At 52.0% G+C, this 20,385-nt stretch carries 23 protein-coding genes and 1 other RNA gene; 11 read left to right on the top strand and 13 right to left on the bottom strand.

Translation table 11 applies throughout. The features are described from left to right. Positions 1–109: 109 nt before the first annotated feature. Positions 110–328, top strand: a complete 219-nt coding sequence (locus ACTHTG_RS05720) for a DUF2061 domain-containing protein (protein WP_070826381.1) — start codon at positions 110–112, stop codon at positions 326–328. A gap of 164 nt (positions 329–492) precedes the next feature. Further along, positions 493–2,643 (top strand): ATP-dependent DNA helicase DinG, encoded by a 2,151-nt coding sequence (gene dinG, locus ACTHTG_RS05725; protein ID WP_308538589.1) that lies wholly within the window; start codon positions 493–495, stop codon positions 2,641–2,643. Positions 2,644–2,711: 68 nt separating this feature from the next. Here dinG and ACTHTG_RS05730 read toward each other — a convergent pair whose 3' ends face one another. Then, on the bottom strand, positions 2,712–3,167 hold the full coding sequence (locus tag ACTHTG_RS05730; RefSeq protein WP_308538590.1) for a GNAT family N-acetyltransferase: 456 nt from the start codon (positions 3,165–3,167) through the stop codon (positions 2,712–2,714). Positions 3,168–3,334: 167 nt separating this feature from the next. On the opposite strand from ACTHTG_RS05730, the gene ACTHTG_RS05735 reads away from it, so the two are divergent. Next, the gene (locus tag ACTHTG_RS05735) at positions 3,335–3,601 is read left to right on the top strand and encodes a DUF3079 domain-containing protein (RefSeq protein ID WP_003686685.1); all 267 of its coding nucleotides are present in this window, start codon (positions 3,335–3,337) and stop codon (positions 3,599–3,601) included. Between the two features lie 81 nt (positions 3,602–3,682). Here the strand turns inward: ACTHTG_RS05735 and ACTHTG_RS05740 are convergent, their stop codons facing one another. Further along, positions 3,683–4,165: a dihydrofolate reductase gene (locus ACTHTG_RS05740; RefSeq protein ID WP_049349171.1), complete on the bottom strand. Its 483-nt coding sequence runs from the start codon at positions 4,163–4,165 to the stop codon at positions 3,683–3,685. A 197-nt stretch (positions 4,166–4,362) separates the two neighbouring features. On the opposite strand from ACTHTG_RS05740, the gene ACTHTG_RS05745 reads away from it, so the two are divergent. Beyond that, positions 4,363–5,160, top strand: a complete 798-nt coding sequence (locus ACTHTG_RS05745; protein WP_308538601.1) for a factor H-binding protein — start codon at positions 4,363–4,365, stop codon at positions 5,158–5,160. A gap of 89 nt (positions 5,161–5,249) precedes the next feature. Here ACTHTG_RS05745 and asd read toward each other — a convergent pair whose 3' ends face one another. After that, a complete protein-coding gene (gene asd / locus ACTHTG_RS05750; protein ID WP_308538591.1) occupies positions 5,250–6,365 on the bottom strand; it encodes an aspartate-semialdehyde dehydrogenase in 1,116 nt (371 codons plus the stop codon). 241 nt (positions 6,366–6,606) lie between these two features. On the opposite strand from asd, the gene ACTHTG_RS05755 reads away from it, so the two are divergent. After that, positions 6,607–7,179, top strand: a complete 573-nt coding sequence (locus tag ACTHTG_RS05755; protein ID WP_004519205.1) for an RDD family protein — start codon at positions 6,607–6,609, stop codon at positions 7,177–7,179. An 89-nt stretch (positions 7,180–7,268) separates the two neighbouring features. Then, positions 7,269–8,591, top strand: coding sequence for a murein transglycosylase A (gene mltA / locus ACTHTG_RS05760; protein WP_004519206.1), 1,323 nt, complete (start codon positions 7,269–7,271; stop codon positions 8,589–8,591). A gap of 106 nt (positions 8,592–8,697) precedes the next feature. Here mltA and rnpB read toward each other — a convergent pair. The 7 genes from rnpB to ACTHTG_RS05795 all read right to left on the bottom strand — a co-directional run bounded on the left by rnpB (position 8,698) and on the right by ACTHTG_RS05795 (position 12,818). After that, positions 8,698–9,059, bottom strand: an RNA gene (gene rnpB, locus ACTHTG_RS05765) — RNase P RNA component class A. Positions 9,060–9,112: 53 nt separating this feature from the next. After that, on the bottom strand, positions 9,113–9,820 hold the full coding sequence (locus ACTHTG_RS05770) for a hypothetical protein (protein WP_004519207.1): 708 nt from the start codon (positions 9,818–9,820) through the stop codon (positions 9,113–9,115). A gap of 54 nt (positions 9,821–9,874) precedes the next feature. Next, positions 9,875–10,108 carry a hypothetical protein gene (locus tag ACTHTG_RS05775; protein ID WP_004519208.1) on the bottom strand — a complete coding sequence of 78 codons (234 nt, stop codon included), beginning with the start codon at positions 10,106–10,108 and terminating at the stop codon, positions 9,875–9,877. A gap of 13 nt (positions 10,109–10,121) precedes the next feature. After that, a complete protein-coding gene (gene ruvA, locus ACTHTG_RS05780) occupies positions 10,122–10,706 on the bottom strand; it encodes a Holliday junction branch migration protein RuvA (protein ID WP_004519209.1) in 585 nt (194 codons plus the stop codon). 98 nt (positions 10,707–10,804) lie between these two features. After that, a complete protein-coding gene (locus ACTHTG_RS05785) occupies positions 10,805–11,524 on the bottom strand; it encodes a septal ring lytic transglycosylase RlpA family protein (protein WP_308538592.1) in 720 nt (239 codons plus the stop codon). Positions 11,525–11,572: 48 nt separating this feature from the next. Beyond that, entirely contained in the window at positions 11,573–12,037 is a 465-nt protein-coding gene (trmL, locus tag ACTHTG_RS05790) for a tRNA (uridine(34)/cytosine(34)/5-carboxymethylaminomethyluridine(34)-2'-O)-methyltransferase TrmL (protein ID WP_049335654.1), read from the bottom strand. Positions 12,038–12,101: 64 nt separating this feature from the next. Next, on the bottom strand, positions 12,102–12,818 hold the full coding sequence (locus tag ACTHTG_RS05795) for a ComF family protein (RefSeq protein ID WP_440360576.1): 717 nt from the start codon (positions 12,816–12,818) through the stop codon (positions 12,102–12,104). On the opposite strand from ACTHTG_RS05795, the gene bioH reads away from it, so the two are divergent. Then, a complete protein-coding gene (bioH, locus tag ACTHTG_RS05800) occupies positions 12,817–13,563 on the top strand; it encodes a pimeloyl-ACP methyl ester esterase BioH (protein WP_308538594.1) in 747 nt (248 codons plus the stop codon). The genes ACTHTG_RS05795 and bioH overlap by 2 nt on opposite strands. Positions 13,564–13,623: 60 nt before the next feature. Beyond that, the gene (locus tag ACTHTG_RS05805) at positions 13,624–14,430 is read left to right on the top strand and encodes a class I SAM-dependent methyltransferase (protein WP_440360577.1); all 807 of its coding nucleotides are present in this window, start codon (positions 13,624–13,626) and stop codon (positions 14,428–14,430) included. A 69-nt stretch (positions 14,431–14,499) separates the two neighbouring features. On the opposite strand, the gene ACTHTG_RS05810 is transcribed toward ACTHTG_RS05805, so the two are convergent. The 3 genes from ACTHTG_RS05810 to ACTHTG_RS05820 all read right to left on the bottom strand — a co-directional run bounded on the left by ACTHTG_RS05810 (position 14,500) and on the right by ACTHTG_RS05820 (position 16,518). Then, positions 14,500–14,748, bottom strand: coding sequence for a BolA family protein (locus tag ACTHTG_RS05810; RefSeq protein WP_003686612.1), 249 nt, complete (start codon positions 14,746–14,748; stop codon positions 14,500–14,502). Between the two features lie 126 nt (positions 14,749–14,874). Further along, positions 14,875–15,204 carry an FKBP-type peptidyl-prolyl cis-trans isomerase gene (locus ACTHTG_RS05815; RefSeq protein ID WP_094192864.1) on the bottom strand — a complete coding sequence of 110 codons (330 nt, stop codon included), beginning with the start codon at positions 15,202–15,204 and terminating at the stop codon, positions 14,875–14,877. 138 nt (positions 15,205–15,342) lie between these two features. Further along, complete coding sequence (locus ACTHTG_RS05820; protein ID WP_440360578.1) at positions 15,343–16,518, bottom strand: cytochrome-c peroxidase; 1,176 nt, start codon at positions 16,516–16,518, stop codon at positions 15,343–15,345. Between the two features lie 395 nt (positions 16,519–16,913). Here ACTHTG_RS05820 and efeU point away from each other — a divergent pair, with 395 nt between their 5' ends. The 3 genes from efeU (at position 16,914) to efeB (ending at position 20,318) form a co-directional block, all read left to right on the top strand. Further along, on the top strand, positions 16,914–17,738 hold the full coding sequence (efeU, locus tag ACTHTG_RS05825) for an iron uptake transporter permease EfeU (protein WP_070646286.1): 825 nt from the start codon (positions 16,914–16,916) through the stop codon (positions 17,736–17,738). A 12-nt stretch (positions 17,739–17,750) separates the two neighbouring features. Further along, positions 17,751–18,917: an iron uptake system protein EfeO gene (gene efeO, locus ACTHTG_RS05830; protein WP_049335642.1), complete on the top strand. Its 1,167-nt coding sequence runs from the start codon at positions 17,751–17,753 to the stop codon at positions 18,915–18,917. Positions 18,918–19,052: 135 nt separating this feature from the next. Next, entirely contained in the window at positions 19,053–20,318 is a 1,266-nt protein-coding gene (efeB, locus tag ACTHTG_RS05835) for an iron uptake transporter deferrochelatase/peroxidase subunit (RefSeq protein WP_049335640.1), read from the top strand. Positions 20,319–20,385: the final 67 nt, after the last annotated feature.

The following is a 20,385-nucleotide window of genomic DNA, read 5'->3' on the forward strand; positions in this document are numbered from 1 at the left end:
AAATATCGATTTATAAAATCTAAATCAGGATAAAGGATTTAAAATATACGTGTTAGTTGATAATAATTATTATGTAGCTATTAAAACATCAATGTATCAGGAAAACAGCATGATTAAAACCATTACATTTGCTATTTTGCATTTCAGCGTCGCATTTAGTGTCGCCTATATTCTGACCGGCAGTATCGGCGTTTCCAGCGCGGTGGCTTTGGTCGAACCCATCGTCAATACCGTCGTCTTTTATTTTCATGAAAAAGCGTGGAACCGCTACGAGAAAAACAAATCCGAAAAGCAAAAATTGTGGGTGCCTCTGCATCAGTGCGGCTAAAGTTTCAGACGGCCTTTTGCTTGGTTAAAACCGATTATGGTTTTTCGGTTCGTCCATTGCCATCAAAATGCCAAACCCTAAAATAGAGTAAGACTTTACGAAGGCTTCATTAAGGTAAAAATGCTAAAATACGCTATTCTTGCAAACCCATTCAGACGGCCTCAATGCTCACCGATTTAGAAAAAAACGCCATCCGCGACCATTACCAAAACATTGGCAAAAACCTGCCCGGTTTCCGTCCGCGCGCTTCGCAGCGGGAAATGATTGCGGCGATTGCCAACGCTTTTTCGCGGACGTTGACGCGTGAAGAAGGCGAAGAAGCGCCCAAACGCGAGGGTGAGAGCATTGCCGTGATCGAAGGGCCGACCGGTGTGGGTAAATCGTTGGCCTACCTTTTGGCCGGCGGCATCATGGCGCAAACGCGCGGCAAATGGTTGATCGTCAGCAGTGCGACGGTGGCTTTGCAGGAGCAGTTGGTTGACCGCGATTTGCCGTTTCTGGTCGAAAAAAGCGGTTTGGAGCTGACCTTTGCGCTTGCCAAGGGACGCGGCCGTTATCTTTGCCCCTACAAACTCTATCAACTGACGCAAAACAATGCCCAGCAAAACCTGCTTGGTTTTGAAGCGCCGGAAGTGTTGTGGGACAGCAAACCCAAGCCTGAAGAATTGAACCTGCTGCGCGACATTGCCGATGAATTTTCCGCCCGCCGCTTTAATGGCGACCGCGACACTTGGCCGGAAAAAATCGATGACACGATTTGGCTCAAAGTGACCAACGACCGCCACGGCTGCCTGAAATCCGCCTGTCCCAACCGTCCGGAATGCCCGTTTTACCTGGCACGCGATGTCTTGGAAACCGTCGATGTCGTCGTTGCCAATCACGATCTTCTGCTTGCCGACATCAGTATGGGCGGCGGCGTGATTCTGCCTGCGCCTGAAAACAGTTTCTATTGCATAGACGAAGCGCACCACCTGTCCAAAAAAGCCCTCAGCCGCTTTGCCGCCGAACATTCATGGAATATTGCCGTTTGGACGCTGGAAAAACTGCCGCAGCTTACCGGCAAAATTGCCGCGCTGACCGATAAAGCCGAACTTGCCAACCTTGCCGACGAAGCTGCCACATCCTTGCTCGACAGCCTGCATGAATGGCAGTTTCACTTAGCGGAAGAGCCGTCTTTAAGTCTGGGGTTGTCTGAAAACGACAGGCGGAAACACAACGAACCGACTTGGCTGTGGGAAGACGGCAAAATCCCCGAAGGCCTGGAAACCACAGTTTCCAATACGGCCATTGCCGCGCGTAGCCTGCTCAAACATGTTGTCGGCTTGAACGATGCGCTTTCCGCCGCGCGCCGCGAAAAAGAGCAGGACGGCGCGCTCCTTGACCGCCTGACCAGTGAGTTCGGCCTTTTTATCGCCCGTATCGAACAAATCAGCGCGGTTTGGGATTTACTCTCCACCGTTCCCATTGAAGGCGAAGAGCCGTTGGCGAAATGGATAACCCGTCGTGCCGACGACAAAAACGACTATATTTTCAACGCCAGCCCCATCAGCAGCGCATCCCACCTTGCCAACAGCCTGTGGCGGCGCGCGGCAGGCGCGGTATTGACTTCGGCCACCCTGCAATCGCTCGGTAGCTTCAACCTGATTTTGCGTCAAACCGGCCTGTTGTGGCTGCCCGAAATCACCACGCTTGCTTTGGAAAGCCCGTTTAATTTCGATACGCAAGGCGAGCTGTATATTCCGCCGGTTCAAGCCAGCCCCAAAGACCCTGATGCGCATACGGCCGCCATTGTCGAATGGTTGCCGAAGCTGGTTTCGCCGGTTGAAGCCATCGGCACGCTGGTATTGTTTTCCTCGCGCAAGCAAATGCAGGATGTCGCCTTGCGCCTGCCTGAAGAATACTTGCCGCTTCTGCTTGTGCAGGGCGAGTTGCCCAAGGCCGTCCTGTTACAAAGGCACCATCAAGCCATTGCCGAAGGCAAAGCCAGCATTATTTTCGGACTCGACAGTTTTGCCGAAGGCCTCGACCTGCCCGGCACGGCCTGCGTACAAGTCATTATTGCCAAGCTGCCGTTTGCGATGCCGGACAATCCCATCGAGAAAACCCAAAACCGTTGGATTGAACAACGCGGCGGCAATCCTTTTATCGAAATTACGGTGCCCGAAGCCAGCATTAAATTAATCCAAGCCGTCGGCCGCCTTATCCGTACCGAACAGGATTACGGCCGCGTCACCATCCTCGACAACCGCGTCAAAACGCAACGTTACGGCCAACAATTATTGGCCTGCCTGCCGCCGTTTAAGCGGATAGGGTAGTTGTGGATTGTTCAAAGGCAAAGGCCGTCTGAAACCAAATGTTCAGACGGCCTTTTATTCTTTTCAAGCTATAAATCCAATTTCATGACGGATACGGTTTCTCCATTATGCCAAGTCTGGGTGATTTCTTTCCAGCCGAACTTTTCATATACGGCCTGCACATCCGGCGTATAGAGAAACAGATGCGGCAACCCCAGTTCGCGTGCTTTATCCAGACAAAACGAGATCAGCTGCCTGCCTACGCCCAAACCGCGAAATTGCGGTAAAACGAACACATCGCCCAGCCAATATTCGTATTCGGGAAAACACGCCATATCAAACTGCTTTAATGCCGCCGAACCCATCAGCCGCCCTTCCTTATCCACAGCCGCAAACGCCAGCGGCAAGTCATCCCCATTAAGGCACTGCGCGTAATACGCACGGATTTTGTCCAGAGACGACCACGGCGCAAAATCGTGCCATTCCTCAAACAGCGCGAGGGCTAAAGGCTCGACAAATTCAGGCTTCAGACGGCATATGTTCATATTGGGTCCTTTTGTTGTACCGCATAGGGATAGTTTTTACAGTATAGGCCGTCTGAAAGGTTAACACATCTTAAAAAATCAGCGTAAAACACGATAAACCCGCCGCCAGCCCCATTCAAATCACTTATAATTCTGTCCATACCGCACACAAACAAAAGAAGAACATCATGGCCAAGAAATTTCCCATTTTCCCGAAAAATCCCGAGCGTATCTGCTGGGGTTGCGACAAATACTGCAAAGAAGACGATTTGCAATGCGGCAACGGTTGCGAGCGCATCCAACACCCCATCGAGTTGGACGGCCGCGACTGGTATAAAAAAGGCGACTGGAGCAATTTGTTGAGCGAAGAGCAGCAAATCGAACTTGGACTGAAAGAAGCACCCAAGCCGGCCAAACCGCATATCAAACTGCCTTTGAAAAACAAAACAGCTTAAACAGCATGCCGTAAACAAACGAAATAAAAAGGCCGTTTGAAACCTGAAAACAGGGTTTCAGACGGCCTTTGCGTTGTCGGATTATGCCTTCACATAATGCACAAACGCGTATTCGATGCCTTTGGCGGAAACATGGTTTTCCCGAGAGGCTTCTTGCCATGTTTCTGTGGAAAACTCAGGAAAAAACGCATCGCCGTCCACATCCAAACCGACTTCGGTCAAACGCAAATCGGTGGCAATCGGCAGGGCTTGTGCATAAATTTGCGCGCCGCCCATGATGATGACTTCTTCAACCCCCTGACACAAAGCCAGCGCATCTTCCAAAGAAGCCGCCGTTTGCGCGCCCTCGGCCTGATAATCTTGGCGGGTGATGACGATATTTTGACGACCGGGCAGCGGCTTGCGCGGCAGCGATTCCCATGTTTTGCGACCCATAATGACGGGTTTGCCGGTGGTGTAGGATTTGAAAAAGGCAAAATCTTCGGGCAAATGCCAAGGCATGGTGTTGTTGATGCCGATACAGCGGCGGGCGGCGTAGGCGGCGATAAGGGTGATTTTCGGCATGATGAAGTCCGTTTGCAAAATAAAATGATTATAGCGGAAGGGAGGCGGGATGGACTGAATATCCGATATTCTAAAAATGTTTCAATATTTATAAAATTAATATTCAAAATACTTAATTTTGACAAAAATCATTTATTGTTCATTTTTTTAGGTATATGATAAATATCATATCAAATAAAAAAGGAAAGGAAAAAATGATGAGAACCCTCCGTATTTTTGCTTTGACTGCTTCCCTGTCTTTGATGTTGGCTGCCTGCGGTGGTGCAACAAGCGGCTTGTCGAATGCCGTGACCGAGCCGCTCAATCCGCATCCGAAAGGCGTGTTGTCCGTTGAATTGAACGAATCCGTCCCTGAAAACGGTACGTTGGAGCTGACGGCCAACGGTAAACCGCAAACCCTGCAAAAAGGCGGCAAACTCGATACCGGCTTTTTGAAAACCGATAAAGTATCTTCTTACGACTACGCCCAAAAAATTAAGGTAAACGGCCAAGTCATTACTTTGGAAACGGGCGACTTCCAAGTGTATAAACAAAATTATTCCACTGTTGCTGCGCGTTACACCAAACAAAAAGCCGATGACGCAGGCAAGCTGCAAAACCTCGATACATACACATTCACCGTCGGCGAAGTCCAAGGCGATGAAACTGCGTATCGCAATTTGCCCAAACAAGGCAGCTATCAGTATTCGGGTATTGCGTTTAACGGCGACGACCGCAGCGGCCGTCTGAAATACACCGTCGATTTCGATAAAAAACAAGGTTACGGCAAAATCAGCAGCATGACTTCCCACGATAATGTCGACCTGCTTGCCGCAGGCATTGCCAATAACAATGGCAAAGCCGCCATCAGCGGTAAAACCAGTTTGAACGGTATCGAAAACGGCCGTTATGATTTGAAACTCTTCGGCCCGCAGGCTGAAGAAATTGCCGGTAAGGCGCAAATCAAAGTTGGCGATTCCACCAAAGAAATCGGTTTGGCCGGTAAAAAAGAATAGGAAATAAGGCCGTCTGAACATTTCAGACGGCCTTATTGTGACAAAAAAAGCAACGGCCCAAACCGTTGCTTTTTTCATGCCAACCTAAATTACAGGCTGCCCAAGATAATGCGCAATACGCGGCGCAACGGCTCGGCAGCACCCCACAAGAGTTGGTCGCCGACAGTGAACGCGCTGATGTATTCGCCGCCCATCTCCAGTTTGCGGATACGGCCGACAGGAACAGACAGCGTGCCGGTAACTTTGGCAGGAGTCAGCTCGTGGATGCTGGCTTCTTTTTCGTTAGGGATGACTTTCACCCAGTCGTTTGCGCCTGCCAAAATCGCTTCGATTTCGGAAACAGGCAGGTCTTTTTTCAGTTTCAGGGTGAGGGCTTGGCTGTGGCAGCGCATAGAACCGATGCGCACGCACAAGCCGTCGATTACGGTCGGATTGTCGCTGCGGCCGAGGATTTTGTTGGTTTCCACGCCGCCCTTCCATTCTTCTTTGGACTGACCATTGCCCAAGTCCACGTCAATCCACGGAATCAGGCTGCCGGCGAGCGGTACGCCGAAGTTGGCTTTCGGATAGTCTTCGCTGCGCAGGAAATCGGACACTTTTCGGTCGATGTCGAGGATCGCGCTGGAAGGATCGGCAAGCTCGTCTGCCACTTTGGCGTGAATCGCGCCCATGCCGCTGATGAGTTCGCGCATGTTTTTCGCACCCGCGCCGGAAGCGGCTTGGTAGGTCATGCTGGTTGCCCATTCAACCAAATCGTTTTGGAACAGGCCGCCCAAAGCCATCAACATCAGGGAAACGGTACAGTTGCCGCCGATGTAGTTTTTCACGCCGTTTTTGAGGCCGTTGTCGATAACGTTGCGGTTGACAGGGTCGAGGACGATGATGGCATCATCTTTCATGCGCAGGGACGAAGCCGCATCAACCCAGTAGCCATTCCAGCCACTGTCGCGCAGGGGTTGGAAGACGGATTTGGTGTAATCGCCACCCTGACACGTAACGATGATGTCCATTTTTGCCAATTCGGCAACATCGTTGGCATCCAACAATATTTTGGCTGCCTGACCGAAATCAGGGGCAGTGCCGCCGACGTTGGAAGTGGTAAAGAAAAACGCTTCGGGAATGTGGGCGAAGTCGTTTTCTTCTTTCATACGCTGCATCAAAACAGAGCCGACCATACCGCGCCAGCCGACAAAACCTACTTTCATGTGTTACTCCTTACAAAGAAAATCCGGATAAGTTTATAGTGCATTAACAAAAATCGGAACGGCATCGCCTGCCGCTTTGTTCAGACTTTTGTTAACCCACTATAAAAAAGGGTAAAACAAACGTTTTAACGCCGTCTGCGGAAAATGTAAAGGTTTTTATCGAAATTTTTTAGAATGATGGAAAAATAGGTTAAGATGGCAATGAAATTGCATCTCATTAAATAGCACAGAGGAAGATTAAATGAGCGAAATCAATTTGTCGGATTTGCCTAAAACAGAAATAGTAGATGTCCATATTGCTTCGCCGGGGGCGAGGGTTGCGGCATATTTGTTGAATAATCTGTTTACTTTTTTGATATGGTTGCCATTCATCGTGATGGTAGTTTTCACTTTAGATGAAAGCAAAAAATTAGTTTCGGAATCTTCTCTTTTTAATACCCCTGAATATTTTGCCATAACATTTTTTATTTCTTTGGCTGTTTATTTGGTTTTTGGTATTGTCCAACTGTATTACATGAGCCGGGACGGTCAGTCTTTAGGTAAAAAAATTATGGGCATCCGGGTGTTAAAAAATGACGGAAGCAATCCGGGCTTTGAAGGAACGGTTTTAATCCGCGAAGTTGTCTGGGCGCTTGCTGTTGGTGTTGTGGTAACTATTGTATCGTTGGCAATAAGTGACACGGGTGGAAACCTGATTTCTCTGCTTATAGCCTTCATTAACTTCATCATGCTCTTCTCCGTCAAACGCGACCGCCGCACGCTCTACGATATGCTGGCCGATACGGTTGTCGTCAAATTGCCGCCGCGCCGATAAATGGCTTTTTTGTGTTAAAATCAGCACTTTCCAACATAGGCCGTCTGAAAAATAGCTTTCAGACGGCCTTTCGACACGCTATTGATTCCATGAAAAAACATCTGTACCGCATCACGCTCGTCAGTATTGCCGCAGCCATTCTTGCCGCCTGTCCGAGCAAAAGCATTAAAAACCTCCCCGAAACCGACACCAGCGTTATCAAAGGCCCTGACCGCCCCACCGGTACGCCCGATCCCATCGGTACGACAGTGAGTGGGGGAGGAGCAAACTATACCGTAGTTTCCTACAACGAATTGCCGCACTGGGATCTCCAACACTTTACCAAAAGCCTGCAGTCTTTCCGTTTAGGCTGTGAAAAACTTAAAAACCGCCAAGGCTGGCAGGACGTTTGTATCCAAGCCATGCAAACACCGGTGCACCATTTCCAAGCCAAACACTTCTTTGAACGCTATTTCACCGCATGGCGCGTCGATAACGGCGGCAATCCTGCCGGCACCATTACCGGCTATTACGAACCGGTCCTGCACGGCGACGACAAAGCCACAAGCCAATCCCGTTTCCCGATTTACGGCATTCCGAACGATTTTGTTTCCGTTCCGCTGGCTGCAAACTTGAGGGGCAGCAAAGCCACCGTCCGCATCCGCCAAACCGGCCCAAACAGCGGCGTCATCGACAACAGCGGCACATACACGGCCGACTTGTCCAGATTCCCGATTACAGCACGCAGCACTGCGCTGAAAGGCCGTTTTGAAGGCAGCCGTTTTGTTCCTTACCACACCCGCAGCCAAATCAACGGCGGCGCGCTTAACGGCAAAGCGCCGATTTTGGGTTATGCAGATGATCCGGTCGAACTTTTCTTTATGCACATTCAAGGTTCAGGCCGTCTGAAAACACCGTCCGGCAAATACATCCGCGTCGGATTTGCCGATAAAAACGAACATCCGTATGTTTCCATCGGCCGCTATATGGCGGACAAAGGCTATCTGCCGCTGGGTCAGACCAGCATGCAGGGCATCAAGGCCTATATGAAGCAAAACCCCGGCCGTCTTGCCGAAGTTTTGGGACAAAACCCAAGCTACGTCTTCTTCCGCGAGCTGACCGGCAGCAGTGATTCAGGCCCGGTGGGCGCATTGGGTACGCCGTTGATGGGCGAATACGCCGGTGCCATCGACCGTCACTACATCACGCTTGGCGCACCATTATTTGTCGCCACTGCCCATCCGATCACCAAAAAAGCCCTCAACCGCTTAATTATGGCGCAAGATACCGGCAGCGCGATTAAAGGCGCAGTCCGTGTGGATTATTTCTGGGGCTATGGCGACGAAGCAGGCGAAGTGGCCGGTAAAATGAAAACCACCGGCTATGTATGGCAGCTCCTGCCCAACGGCATGAAACCGGAATACCGTCCATAAACAGCGGTTTAAAAAAGGCCGTCTGAAACCAAGATTCAGGTTTCAGACGGCCTTTTTATTTCTATAAAAATGCGGCAGGTTTTAAAAACCTGCCGCGGTATGGGGACATACAGCTCGGACGGTAAGCCGGGTTCTGTCGCGGACAGTCATTCCTCTAGGCACATCATTGCTGGTGTGCTCAAGCAACCTACCCGAACGCTCGGCGAGCAGCGTCATCGCGTTCTGTTTGGTCTTGCTCCGAATGGGGTTTAGCCTGCTGCGCTTTGTTACCAAATGCACGGTGCGCTCTTACCGCACCTTTTCACCCTTACCTGTTTTGCCCGAAGGCAATCATCGGCGGTATTGCTTTCTGTTCCACTTTCCGTCGCGTTGCCGCGCCCGGCCGTTAGCCGGCATTCTGCTCTGTGGAGCCCGGACTTTCCTCCCCGTATGCCTTACGCGATACGCGGCGACTGTCTGTCCGACCTGTATGAGGTGCGGATTATAACACAGCCGCCATAGGGTTCAGACGGCCTAAATATTTATTTTTTCTTTTTAAATGCTATTTCGGTCAAACCCAATTCCTGTGCTTTTTTGCGGACTGCGGATTCGGGCATTTCGCGTGCCAGGCGGCTGGTGCAGTATTCAGTCATGGTGGTGGCGCAGGCTTTGAAGTTGCCGGTAAAGTCGCTGGCGGCACTCAAAAACGGGATGAGGCGGCCGGCCATGATTTCTTCGGCCGGTGCGTCTGTTTGGGCGGATACGCGTCCGGACTCGACCGCCGAGAAGATTTGTTCGGTAAAGCGTTGGGCGAAGTTTGCTTCTGTTTGGCAGTCTTGGAATGCAGTGTTTTCATGTTGGCAGACAAGGGTAACTTCGCCTTGAGCTTCTTGCAGCGGTTCGGCCAAATCGAGTTTGAGGGTTTGCTTGTCGGTTTGCAGCCAGGCGGTGCGGCCTTGGGTTTTGATGATTTTGCCGTAAACGCCGATGGCATCGTTTTTAGGGATGTTTTTCTGTTCGGCAAGTTGCTGGGCCGAGAATAAGGGGGCTTGTTCGGCAAATGCGCCGCCGGTTTCGTGTTTGAAGTAGGCGGCGAGGTCTTGTTTGATGAGGGCTTGGGTCAGTAGTTTTTCGCCTTCGGTCAGGTGGTGTGCAAAGCTGTGTGTTTTGGGGGCGGATGCAGCATCCGTGGTCTTGGTGTCCGGCGTGCAGGCGCTCAGGAGTAAAAGCAGGGGAAGGATGTATTTCATGGTTGGTCTCTCAACAGGCCGTCTGAACCTATGGTTTCAAACGGTCAGCGTTGTTTATCGATAACGATAAACCCGGCGGGGATAAACGGGATAGGCCGGGTAATTGCGGACGGGTTCGCTGTCTTGATAGATGACGGTCGTCCCGGGCGGGGCGTTGATGGTCACGGTTTTGTTGACGGTGGTTTGCGAGTGGATGGGCAGGTCTAAGACGGCGGTGCGCCCGTACGGAGTCTCGGTATAGACGCACGCGCTTAGAAAGAGGGTGATGCTCAGGGCCAATGCCTTCATGTTTCAGACGGCCTTATTTGAGCAGGTTTTTCAAGGCCAGGCGCACGCCTTCGCCGACTTCCGTGCCCTTGGGAATGCCTTTGGTGGCGGCTTTGGCTTCGCGTTCGTTGTAGCCGAGGGCAAGCAGGGTGTTGATGATGTCTTGACTTTCATCGGCAACGGCATCAGGGGCAAACAGACCGTCTGAAACGGTATGGGATACGAGTTTGCCGCGCAGTTCTAACACCATGCGTTCGGCGGTTTTCTTGCCGATACCGGGGGCGGAGGAGAGGCGTTTCACGTCTTCTTCGGCGATGGCTTGCGCCAGCTCGTCGGCATTCATGGTCGACAAAATGCCCAATGCGGTTTTAGCACCGATGCCGCTGACTTTGACCAGTTGGCGGAAGGTGGCGCGTTCCTCGGCTGAGGCGAAACCAAACAGCAAATGTGCGTCTTCGCGGACGACAAGCTGGGTGTAGAGATGGACGGTTTCGCCAACGGAGGGCAGGTTGTAGAAAGTCTGCATGGAAACGTCGGCTTCATAACCGACGCCGTTGACATCGATAACGACCTGCGGCGGATTTTTCTCAATCAATTTGCCTGTGAGCCTGCTGATCATGGTGTTCCCCTGTGATTAAAAAAGGCCGTCTGAAACCTTGCAATTGGGTTTCAGACGGCCTTGTATTGTATCAAACTTCAGCGGTAACGCGGACGAAATCAGATGGCGGATGCCAGATTCAGATGACGGGCGCGTTCGCCTGCTTCGGCGGCACGTTCTTGGCTGCTGAACGGACCCATTTTGACAACGTATTCGTAGTTGCGTTTTTCAAGCATGACTTTGCTGTCGGACGGCAGGCTTTGTGCGGCTTGGTTCAAATAAGCCTGTGCTTCGCGTTGGGTACCGAAGGATTTCAAATCAACAAAAAATTCTTTGTTGTTTGGGGAAATAATGGTTTGAGCGGCGGTTTGGCCGGGGATGATCTGCTCAACTTTGACGTTGGCTGTGCCTTGGTTGATGAAACCCAATTGTTGGGCGGCGGCTTTGGAAACATCGATGACGCGGTTGCCGTGGAAAGGGCCGCGGTCGTTGACGCGGACGATGACGCTTTTGCCGTTTTGCATATTGGTCACGCGTGCGTAGCTGGGAATAGGGAGGGTTTTGTGGGCGGCGGAGAGGGCGTTCATATTGTAACGCTCGCCGCTGGAAGTTTTACGGCCGTGGAATTGGTTGCCGTACCATGAGGCTTTACCGGTTTGGCTGAAAGAGGAAACTTGGGTCAGCGGCGTGTAGCGTTTGCCGGCAACTTTGTAACTGCGGTTGGCAGAAGGATGCAGTTTTTCGACTCGAACCACGCTGTCGGCGACGGCGGCATTGATGGAAAGGACGCCGATGGTGGCGGCGGCTAAGGAAAGGAGGTTTTTTTTGGTAAAAGTCAAAACGGGTTCCGTTCTTGAGTTGATAACGCAGCGGTTTCAGACGGCCTGCTATACGCCGCCGGCAAAACCGTTTTGTCGCCATGCTTCAAACAGAATAACGGCGACGGTATTGGAAAGATTCATGCTCCTGCTGCCGGGCATCATCGGCAGGCGGATTTTTTGTCCGGCAGGCAGGCTGTCGAGAACTTCGGCAGGCAGGCCGCGCGTTTCGGGGCCAAACAGCAACACGTCGCCTTCGCGGAAGGAAACTTCGTCGGGGCGGGTAGAGCCTTTGGTGGTCAGCGCGAAAATGCGGCGGCCTTCGAGTGCCTTGAGGCAGTCTTCGAAATTCTCATGTACCGTCAGTTTGGCAAACTCGTGATAATCCAAACCCGCGCGTTTCATTTTGGACGAATCCAAAGGGAAACCAAGCGGCTTGACCAAATGCAAATCGGCACCGGTATTGGCGCACAGGCGGATGATATTGCCCGTATTAGGCGGGATTTCGGGTTGGTACAAAACTATGGTAAACATATAAATCAATCACTTATTGAGTGGCATAATGCCGAAATGTTCCATGGGTGTCAAAAACTTTAAGCTATTTTTTCATTGGCGGACGCGCCAAGCTCCAGCAAAAAATCTTACCTGCGCCTGATTTTTTCAGCGTTTTCGCCAATTCGTCCAAAGTCGAGCCGGTGGTGAAGACATCGTCAATTAACAGAATATTACACGCCTTCGGCAATTCGGTTTTGATTTTAAATGCATTCTTGATATTTCGCCGACGTTCGTCGCTTTTCAGTGTACTTTGCGGCTCGCCGTGCCGTCTGAAAACCGCGTGTCGCGGCAGCAGCGTCCAGCCGTAGCGTTTTGCCAAAATATCCGTCAACGCCTCGCTTTGGTTGAATCCGCGCTTGAGCCGCCGCTCTTTGCTCAAAGGCATGGGCAGGACGAAATCGAAGTGTTCCGTCGCCAGCCAGTCCGGTGCGTTTTGGCTCATCAAATCCGCCAGCGGACGGCTCATGCCCAAGTCGGCCAAGTGTTTCAGCTCGCGTATCATGCTGCTGACGGGCGGTTCGTAATACAGCGAGGCCCACATTCTATCAAATGCGGGCGGCTTTTTCTGGCAACCGCCGCACACCGCCCCGCCCGCGACATGGCGGAAACACAAAGGACAGCTTTGTGCCGCGTCGATAAAATATTCCGTCAAATCGTTTGCGCAGCCTCGGCAAAGGCCGTCTGAAACGGAATCGTGGCATAATATGCAACGTCGCGCATTGAGCCGTTTCAAATTGCGCCACCAAGAAAGAACATTCATGCCACACTCCGCCAAAAAAGTTTATCTGATACACGGTTGGGCGGCGAACCGCCATGTATTCGACGATTTGATACCGCGCCTGCCTGCCGGTTGGGACGTCCGCGCGCTTGATTTGCCCGGACACGGCGATGCGCCTTTTACCGAGCCGTTTGATATTGCCGCCGTTGCCGAAGCTTTCGCCGGACAAATCGACACGCCGGCACACATTCTCGGCTGGTCGCTGGGCGGACTGGTTGCCCTGTATCTGACCGCGCTTTATCCTGACAAAATCCGATCGCTCTGCCTGACGGCAAGTTTTGCCCGATTGACTGCCGACACGGATTATCCGGAAGGCTTGGCACAACCTGCCTTGGGCAAGATGGTTGGCGCATTCCAGCAGGATTATGCCAAACATATTAAACAGTTTCTACAACTGCAACTGCTGCACACGCCCCATTCCGGCGAAATCTTAAACCGGGTGCTGCCCGATTTGGCGCGCTGCGGCACGCCTTCCGCCTTACAGGCCGCGCTTGAAGCGGTCAACCATGCCGATGCGCGTCCGTTGTTGCCGCTGATTCAAACGCCGTCATTGCTGGTGTTTGGACAGAAAGACGCCATTACGCCGCCGCGCATGGGCGAATATTTACACCGCCATTTGAGCAACAGCGAGCTGGTCCTTATCGACAAAGCCGCACACGCGCCCTTTTTAAGCCATGCCGACGAATTTGCCGAAATCTACCGCAATTTTGTCGAAAAGGCCGTCTGAAAAAGACTTCAACCATAAAAACAGAATATTGTCGGGTAAAGCCCGCTGACACGACCCACCATGACCGAACAAGACAAACGCTGGCAAATTCACCGCCATCTCGCCCAAGACACCGACGAGCGCCTGCAGCTGGTCCGCAATGCACCCAAACGCATCATGCTGATTGGTGCCGATGCCGACATCAGCCGCAGCCTGCTGGCCGCGCGTTATCCCGATGCCGTGTTTGAAGAATACGATCCGAATGCCGAATTTTTGAAAACCGCCGCCGCCGCGCGCAAAGGCGGTTTCTGGCAGAAGCTGACCGGTAAAACCATCCCGCAGCATTGCCAAGCCCTGACCACGCCGTTGCCCGAAGCATCTGCCGATATGTTGTGGGCCAACCTCAGCCTCAGCCGCGCTGACGATATTTTACCGGTATTGAAAAACTGGGCCGCTGCTTTGAAAACCGACGGATTATTGTTTTTCACGCACTTTGGCCGTGACAGCCTGAGCGAGCTGACAGGCCGTCTGAACCATGAAGGCATCGAATGCGAAGCGCCCACGCTGATTGATATGCACGACTTGGGCGATATGCTCGCCGACAACGGCTTTTACGATCCGGTAACCGACACGGCCAAACTTGAGTTGAGCTATAAAAAAGCCGGGACGTTTTGGCAGGACATGGAGACCTTGGGATTGTGGAATGCATTGAAGTTCAGCAATCCGCAAGCGGCCAAGGAATGTGTGGATAAGATTTTTGCCGACGAAGGCCGTCTGAACATCACGCTTGAAACCGTGTACGGCCATGCCGTGAAGAAATTGGTGTTGCCGCAAGGGGAGAATGTGGTGCAGTTTTTCCCGAAAAAACAGATGCAGGCCGGAAGCTGAGGCTGCTTGGGTTTGAATGCAAAAAGGCCGTCTGAAAACTTTTCAGACGGCCTTTTGTTTGATTTCGAATTAAGCCTGTTTGGCCGCCCATTCGGCCGGCGTGGCGGCAACGGAAATCGACAGCGCGTGCAATTCGTTGCTTTCGAGTTGCGGCTTGAGGCCGTCTTTAATCAGGCGGTGGCGGGCGAGGCGGGCTTTGCCTTCAAATGAGGAGGAAACGATTACGGCGAAGAAGTGATGGCCGTCGCCTTCGACTTCGACGTGTTCGCAAGGGGTAACGCCTTCAATCAGGGTTTTGACTTGTTCGGGTAAAAGCATGGGGGTTCCTTGGGAAATGGTTTGCTTGTAAAAGAGGGCATTATACCGAATCTTGATAAAAACAGGCCGTCTGAAAAACCAAACTTCGGGTTTCAGACGGCCTCGGCCTTTGGAAGCGTCAAATGCTTATTCGTACACTTTCAGCAGCTCGACTTCAAAAATCAAAGTTGCGTGCGGAGGAATCACGCCGCCGGCACCGTGTGCGCCGTAGCCCATTTCGGAAGGAATGGTCAGCTTGCGTTTGCCGCCTTCTTTCATGCCGCCGAAGCCTTCGTCCCAACCTTTAATCACTTGGCCGACGCCCAGAGTGATGGTCAGCGGTTGACGGCGGTCGAGGCTGGAGTCGAATTTGGTACCGTCTTCCAACCAGCCGGTGTAATGTACGGTGATTTCTTTGCCTTTGACGGCTTCTTTGCCGTGGCCTTCTTGCAAGTCTTCAATAATCAGGCTCATGATGTTCCTTTCGGATGTATGGTGAAAATCGGTTCAAGATTACCATATTGTGTGGAATCGTGAAACAAATGCGCCCATATGGCCGGCAACAAAAAGGCCGTCTGAAACGGATTTTCAGACGGCCTTGTTTTATGCTAAACCTTATTTGTTGTCAGGTTGGGATTTGACATCGTGGGAGACGGGCAGCTCAGGCATGGTTCGGGCAGACTCCGGAACATTGCCGGAGAGGGCTTTCAAGAAGGCAACGATGTTTTCAGTGTCTTCCGGAGCCAAGGTTTTACCCAATTGCGCTTTTGCCATGATGTTGACGGCTTTATCCAGTTCCCAAACGCTGCCGTTGTGGAAGTATGGATAGGTACGTTCAACGTTTCTCAAGCCGGGAACACGGAAGAAGAATTCGTCTTCGGCTTTTTTGGTTACGTCCGCACGGCCTTTGTCGTGTTTAGGATCGTCAATGTGTTTCCAGTAAGGACCATCCACCAAACCGAATTTTTGGAACATGGTACCGCCCAAGTTGACGCCGCTGTGACAAGCGATACAGCCGTTGTCCATAAATGCGCGTACGCCTTTGCGTTCTTGTTCGCTCAGGGCAGATACGTTGCCTTTCAGGTAGTCGTCCCAACGGGTCGGGGTCAACAGGGTACGTTCAAACGCGCCCAATGCGGTGGTGATGTTTTTGAAGGAAACGGCGCCGTCTTCAGGGAATGCGGCTTTGAATTTCTCTTGGTATTCGGGAATGCCGGCGATTTTGGCGGCGGCATCGGCTTCGGTCGCGTTGGCCATTTCAACAGGGTTGAGCAATGGGCCGCCGGCTTGTTCTTCCACATCGGCGGCACGGCCGTCCCAGAATTGGCTGCCCAACAAGGCGGCATTCAGGGCAGTCGGGGGGTTACGGGCGCCGAATTGGCTTTTGTGGCCCGCGCTGGTCGGCATGTTGTCCACGCCGGCCGTTGCCAAGTTGTGGCAGGAGTTACAGCTGACGGTATTGCCTTTGGACAGGCGGGTTTCGTACCAAAGTTGTTGGCCGAGTTTGACCTGCTCTTCGGTAAACGGACGGATTTTTTGCATTTCGGCCGCATCAGGCAAAGGTTTGAACACGGCTTGTGCGCGTTCCAACAGGGCTTTGTCTTCGGCAGAAACATCGGCGGAATTTTGAGGGGCCGAAACGGCGGCGGTGCTTGCGGCAGCATCGGCACCGCTCGCGGCAGAAGCTGCTTGAGGGGTTTCGGTTGTTTGAGCCGTTTTCTCGCCGCAGGCGGTCAGCGCGGCAGAAACGGCCAAAGCCAAAGCGATTTGGTGGAGTTTTAAACGTGGCATAGGAGGGTTCCTTTGTTATGCGTTTGTTATGTCATGGATTGCTGATTGCACCAGCAATATGCCAACTATAAAAGATAAGGCGGTTTTAATTTTTGTTGTAAATCAACCTTTTAAATTTGATAAATTCTGAAAATATCACTGATAGGGAAATTTATACTATGGAACTTTTTTATTATTTATTTACAATTGCTTAGATAAATTAAGGCCGTCTGAAAAAATAAAATTCAGACGGCCTTATTCAGACGGCCTTTTAGTTTTTATTGATTACGTCCGTTATTTTATTTTAAAAAATCTTAATAAATATGGGGTTATTAAAAAATAAAAATAATTTGCGTTATTAAGCGTAAAGCGTTATAAATGCGTTAACAAATGAACGTTTCACTTTAGAGTTTTTTATGCTGATTGCTTTTTTGATTATGCTGCGCGAGGGCATTGAAGCCGCCCTGATCGTCGGCATTGTTGCCAGTTTTTTAAAACAGTCGGGACACAGCGAGCTGATGCCGAAGGTTTGGCTGGGCGTGTTTTTGGCTGCGGCCATGTGTTTGGGTATCGGATACGGCATCCATTCGGCAACGGGCGAGATTCCGCAGAAGGAACAGGAATTGGTGGTCGGCGTCATCGGCCTGGTGGCCGTGGCCATGCTGACGTACATGATTTTGTGGATGAAAAAGGCCGCGCGTTCGATGAAACAGCATCTGCAGGATTCTGTTCAGACGGCCTTGAACCGCGGCAGCGGCCAGGGATGGGCCTTGGTCGGCATGGCGTTTTTGGCTGTGGCGCGCGAAGGTTTGGAAAGTGTGTTTTTCCTGCTGGCCGTGTTCCAGCAAAGCCCGACGTGGTCTATGCCGATAGGCGCAGTGTTGGGGCTGTTGGCGGCGGTTGTCATCGGTACGCTGATTTATCAGGGCGGTATGCGCCTGAACTTGGCGAAGTTTTTCCGTTGGACGGGCGCGTTTCTGATTGTGGTGGCGGCCGGTCTGCTGGCTGGTTCGTTTCGCGCGCTGCATGAGGCCGGCGTATGGAATGTGATGCAGGATATTGCTTTCGACACATCGAAATATTTGCATGAAGACAGCCCTTTAGGCGTGCTGCTCGGCGGTTTCTTCGGCTATACCGACCACCCGACCGAAGGCGAAGTCCTGATTTGGCTGCTGTATCTGGTTCCCGTCATGATTTGGTTTTTGCGCGGCAGCGCGCCGGCAAAAACGTTAACTAAATAAAAAGGAAGTAAAATGAAAAAATTCAATCTGACTGCTTTGTCTGTAATGCTGGCTCTGGGTTTGACCGCGTGTCAGCCGCCTGAAGCCGAAAAAGCCGCGCCTGCCGCTTCAGGCGCATCCGCTGCCGCCAATGCCGACGGTTCGGTCAATATCGGCGTGAACGATACTGCTTGTGAACCAATGGAATTGACCGTCCCCAGCGGCCAAGTCGTGTTCAATATTAAAAACGACAGCGGCCGCAAGCTGGAATGGGAAATCCTGAAAGGCGTGATGGTGGTGGACGAGCGTGAAAACATCGCCCCGGGTTTATCCGACAAAATGACCGTTACCCTGCTGCCGGGCGAATATGAAATGACTTGCGGCCTGTTGACCAATCCGCGCGGTAAGCTGATTGTTACCGACAGCGGCTTCAAAGATACTGCCAACGAAGCGGATTTGGAAAAACTGTCTCAACCGCTCGCCGACTATAAAGCTTACGTTCAAGGCGAGGTTAAAGAGCTGGTGGCGAAAACCAAAACCTTTACCGAAGCCGTTAAAGCCGGCGACATTGAAAAGGCCAAATCCCTGTTTGCCGCCACCCGCGTCCATTACGAACGTATCGAACCGATTGCCGAGCTTTTCAGCGAACTCGACCCCGTCATCGATGCGCGTGAAGACGACTTCAAAGACGGTGCGAAAGATGCCGGATTTACCGGCTTCCACCGTATCGAACACGCCCTTTGGGTAGAAAAAGACGTATCCGGCGTGAAGGAAATTGCAGCCAAACTGATGACCGATGTCGAAGCACTGCAAAAAGAAATCGACGCATTGGCGTTTCCTCCGGGTAAGGTGGTCGGCGGCGCGTCCGAACTGATTGAAGAAGTGGCCGGCAGCAAAATCAGCGGCGAAGAAGACCGTTACAGCCATACCGACTTGAGCGACTTCCAAGCTAATGTGGAAGGCTCCAAAAAAATCGTTGATTTGTTCCGTCCGCTGATCGAAGCCAAAGACAAAGCGTTGTTGGAAAAAACCGATGCCAACTTCAAACAGGTTGAAGACATTTTGGCGAAATACAAAACCCCGAACGGTTTCGAGCTGTACGACAAATTGAGCGAAGAAGACCGCAAAGCCCTGCAGGCGCCGATTAATGCCTTGGCAGAAGACTTGGCCAAACTGCGCGGCATTTTGGGTTTGAAATAAGATAACGCGTTTTCAGACGGCCTTTGGATATTGAAAGGTCGTCTGAATCTTATTGTCGTCCACACAAAATATGCTTGAAAACCAACCTTACTTCACACGATTGCAATCTTTCCGTTCCCTGCCAAGGAGCAGACCATGAGCCAAAACAAACAACCGGCACAACCCGAAAAACGAACCCTTTTCAAAACTGCCCTTGCCGCCGGCGCCATCGGCGTTGCCGGTTATTTTGCCGGTAAAAAACAAGGCGAATCCGCCGCCGAGACCCAAAACAACCAACATTCCGAGCTGGCCTATCCGTGTTACGGCGAGCATCAGGCAGGCATCGTTACGCCACACCAGCTCTTCGGCATCATGTGTGCCTTTGACGTTACCGCCAAAGACGCCAAACAACTTGAAAACCTGTTCCGCACCCTGACCGCCCGCATCGAATTTCTTACCCAAGGCGGCGAATACCAAGACGGAGACGACAAGCTCCCGCCAGCAGGCAGCGGCATCCTCGGCAAACAATTCCGCCCCGACGGGCTGACAGTTACCGTCGGCGTCGGCAGCAGCCTCTTTGACGACCGTTTCGGCCTCAAAGACAAAAAGCCGAAACACCTGCAGGAAATGCGCGACTTCCCCAACGACAAACTCCAAAAATCTTGGTGCGACGGCGACCTCAGCCTGCAAATTTGCGCATTCTCCCCCGAAACCTGCCAAGCCGCCCTGCGCGACATCATCAAAAACACTGCCCAGTTTGCCGTCATCCGCTGGAGCATAGACGGTTGGCTCCCTAAAGCCGAACCCGGCGCCATTGCCGCGCGCAATCTTTTAGGTTTCCGTGACGGCTCCGGCAATCCCAAAGTCGAAGATCCCAAAGTCGCCGATCAAGTCCTGTGGACAGGCGTTGCCGCCAACAGCTTGGACGAACCGGCATGGGCGAAAAACGGCAGCTATCAGGCCGTCCGCCTCATCCGTCACTTTGTCGAGTTTTGGGACCGCACCCCGATGCAGGAACAAACCGATATTTTCGGCCGGCGCAAATACAGCGGCGCGCCCATGGACGGTAAAAAAGAGGGCGACACCGCCGATTTCGCCAAAGACCCCGACGGCAAAATCACGCCCAAAGACAGCCATATGCGCCTTGCCAATCCGCGCGATCCGGAGTTCATGAAAAAACACCTGCTCTACCGCCGCGCCTTCAACTACTCGCGCGGTCTCGCCGCCAACGGCCAGCTCGATGTCGGCTTGGTGTTCATCTGCTATCAGGCCAACCTTGCCGATGGTTTCATCTTCGTGCAAAACCTGCTCAACGGCGAGCCGCTGGAGGAATACATCAGCCCGTTTGGCGGCGGCTATTTCTTCGTCCTGCCGGGTGTCGAAAAAGGCAGCTTCCTCGGCAAAGAACTTTTGGGCGTATAAATCCGCCGATGGTTTGAATAGATAAAAAGGCCGTCTGAAACCTGATTTCCAGATTTCAGACGGCCTG

The organism is Neisseria sp. P0017.S009 (assembly GCF_051957375.1).
GTDB lineage: Bacteria > Pseudomonadota > Gammaproteobacteria > Burkholderiales > Neisseriaceae > Neisseria > Neisseria perflava.

Bases quoted from the DNA above. Each gene is read 5' to 3' on its own strand.
- ACTHTG_RS05720 (WP_070826381.1), top strand. From the start codon at position 110: ATGATTAAAACCATTACATTTGCTATTTTGCATTTCAGCGTCGCATTT.
- dinG (WP_308538589.1), top strand. From the start codon at position 493: ATGCTCACCGATTTAGAAAAAAACGCCATCCGCGACCATTACCAAAAC.
- ACTHTG_RS05730 (WP_308538590.1), bottom strand. From the start codon at position 3,167: ATGAACATATGCCGTCTGAAGCCTGAATTTGTCGAGCCTTTAGCCCTC.
- ACTHTG_RS05735 (WP_003686685.1), top strand. From the start codon at position 3,335: ATGGCCAAGAAATTTCCCATTTTCCCGAAAAATCCCGAGCGTATCTGC.
- ACTHTG_RS05740 (WP_049349171.1), bottom strand. From the start codon at position 4,165: ATGCCGAAAATCACCCTTATCGCCGCCTACGCCGCCCGCCGCTGTATC.
- ACTHTG_RS05745 (WP_308538601.1), top strand. From the start codon at position 4,363: ATGAGAACCCTCCGTATTTTTGCTTTGACTGCTTCCCTGTCTTTGATG.
- asd (WP_308538591.1), bottom strand. From the start codon at position 6,365: ATGAAAGTAGGTTTTGTCGGCTGGCGCGGTATGGTCGGCTCTGTTTTG.
- ACTHTG_RS05755 (WP_004519205.1), top strand. From the start codon at position 6,607: ATGAGCGAAATCAATTTGTCGGATTTGCCTAAAACAGAAATAGTAGAT.
- mltA (WP_004519206.1), top strand. From the start codon at position 7,269: ATGAAAAAACATCTGTACCGCATCACGCTCGTCAGTATTGCCGCAGCC.
- ACTHTG_RS05770 (WP_004519207.1), bottom strand. From the start codon at position 9,820: ATGAAATACATCCTTCCCCTGCTTTTACTCCTGAGCGCCTGCACGCCG.
- ACTHTG_RS05775 (WP_004519208.1), bottom strand. From the start codon at position 10,108: ATGAAGGCATTGGCCCTGAGCATCACCCTCTTTCTAAGCGCGTGCGTC.
- ruvA (WP_004519209.1), bottom strand. From the start codon at position 10,706: ATGATCAGCAGGCTCACAGGCAAATTGATTGAGAAAAATCCGCCGCAG.
- trmL (WP_049335654.1), bottom strand. From the start codon at position 12,037: ATGTTTACCATAGTTTTGTACCAACCCGAAATCCCGCCTAATACGGGC.
- bioH (WP_308538594.1), top strand. From the start codon at position 12,817: ATGCCACACTCCGCCAAAAAAGTTTATCTGATACACGGTTGGGCGGCG.
- ACTHTG_RS05795 (WP_440360576.1), bottom strand. From the start codon at position 12,818: ATGAATGTTCTTTCTTGGTGGCGCAATTTGAAACGGCTCAATGCGCGA.
- ACTHTG_RS05805 (WP_440360577.1), top strand. From the start codon at position 13,624: ATGACCGAACAAGACAAACGCTGGCAAATTCACCGCCATCTCGCCCAA.
- ACTHTG_RS05810 (WP_003686612.1), bottom strand. From the start codon at position 14,748: ATGCTTTTACCCGAACAAGTCAAAACCCTGATTGAAGGCGTTACCCCT.
- ACTHTG_RS05820 (WP_440360578.1), bottom strand. From the start codon at position 16,518: ATGCCACGTTTAAAACTCCACCAAATCGCTTTGGCTTTGGCCGTTTCT.
- efeU (WP_070646286.1), top strand. From the start codon at position 16,914: ATGCTGATTGCTTTTTTGATTATGCTGCGCGAGGGCATTGAAGCCGCC.
- efeO (WP_049335642.1), top strand. From the start codon at position 17,751: ATGAAAAAATTCAATCTGACTGCTTTGTCTGTAATGCTGGCTCTGGGT.
- efeB (WP_049335640.1), top strand. From the start codon at position 19,053: ATGAGCCAAAACAAACAACCGGCACAACCCGAAAAACGAACCCTTTTC.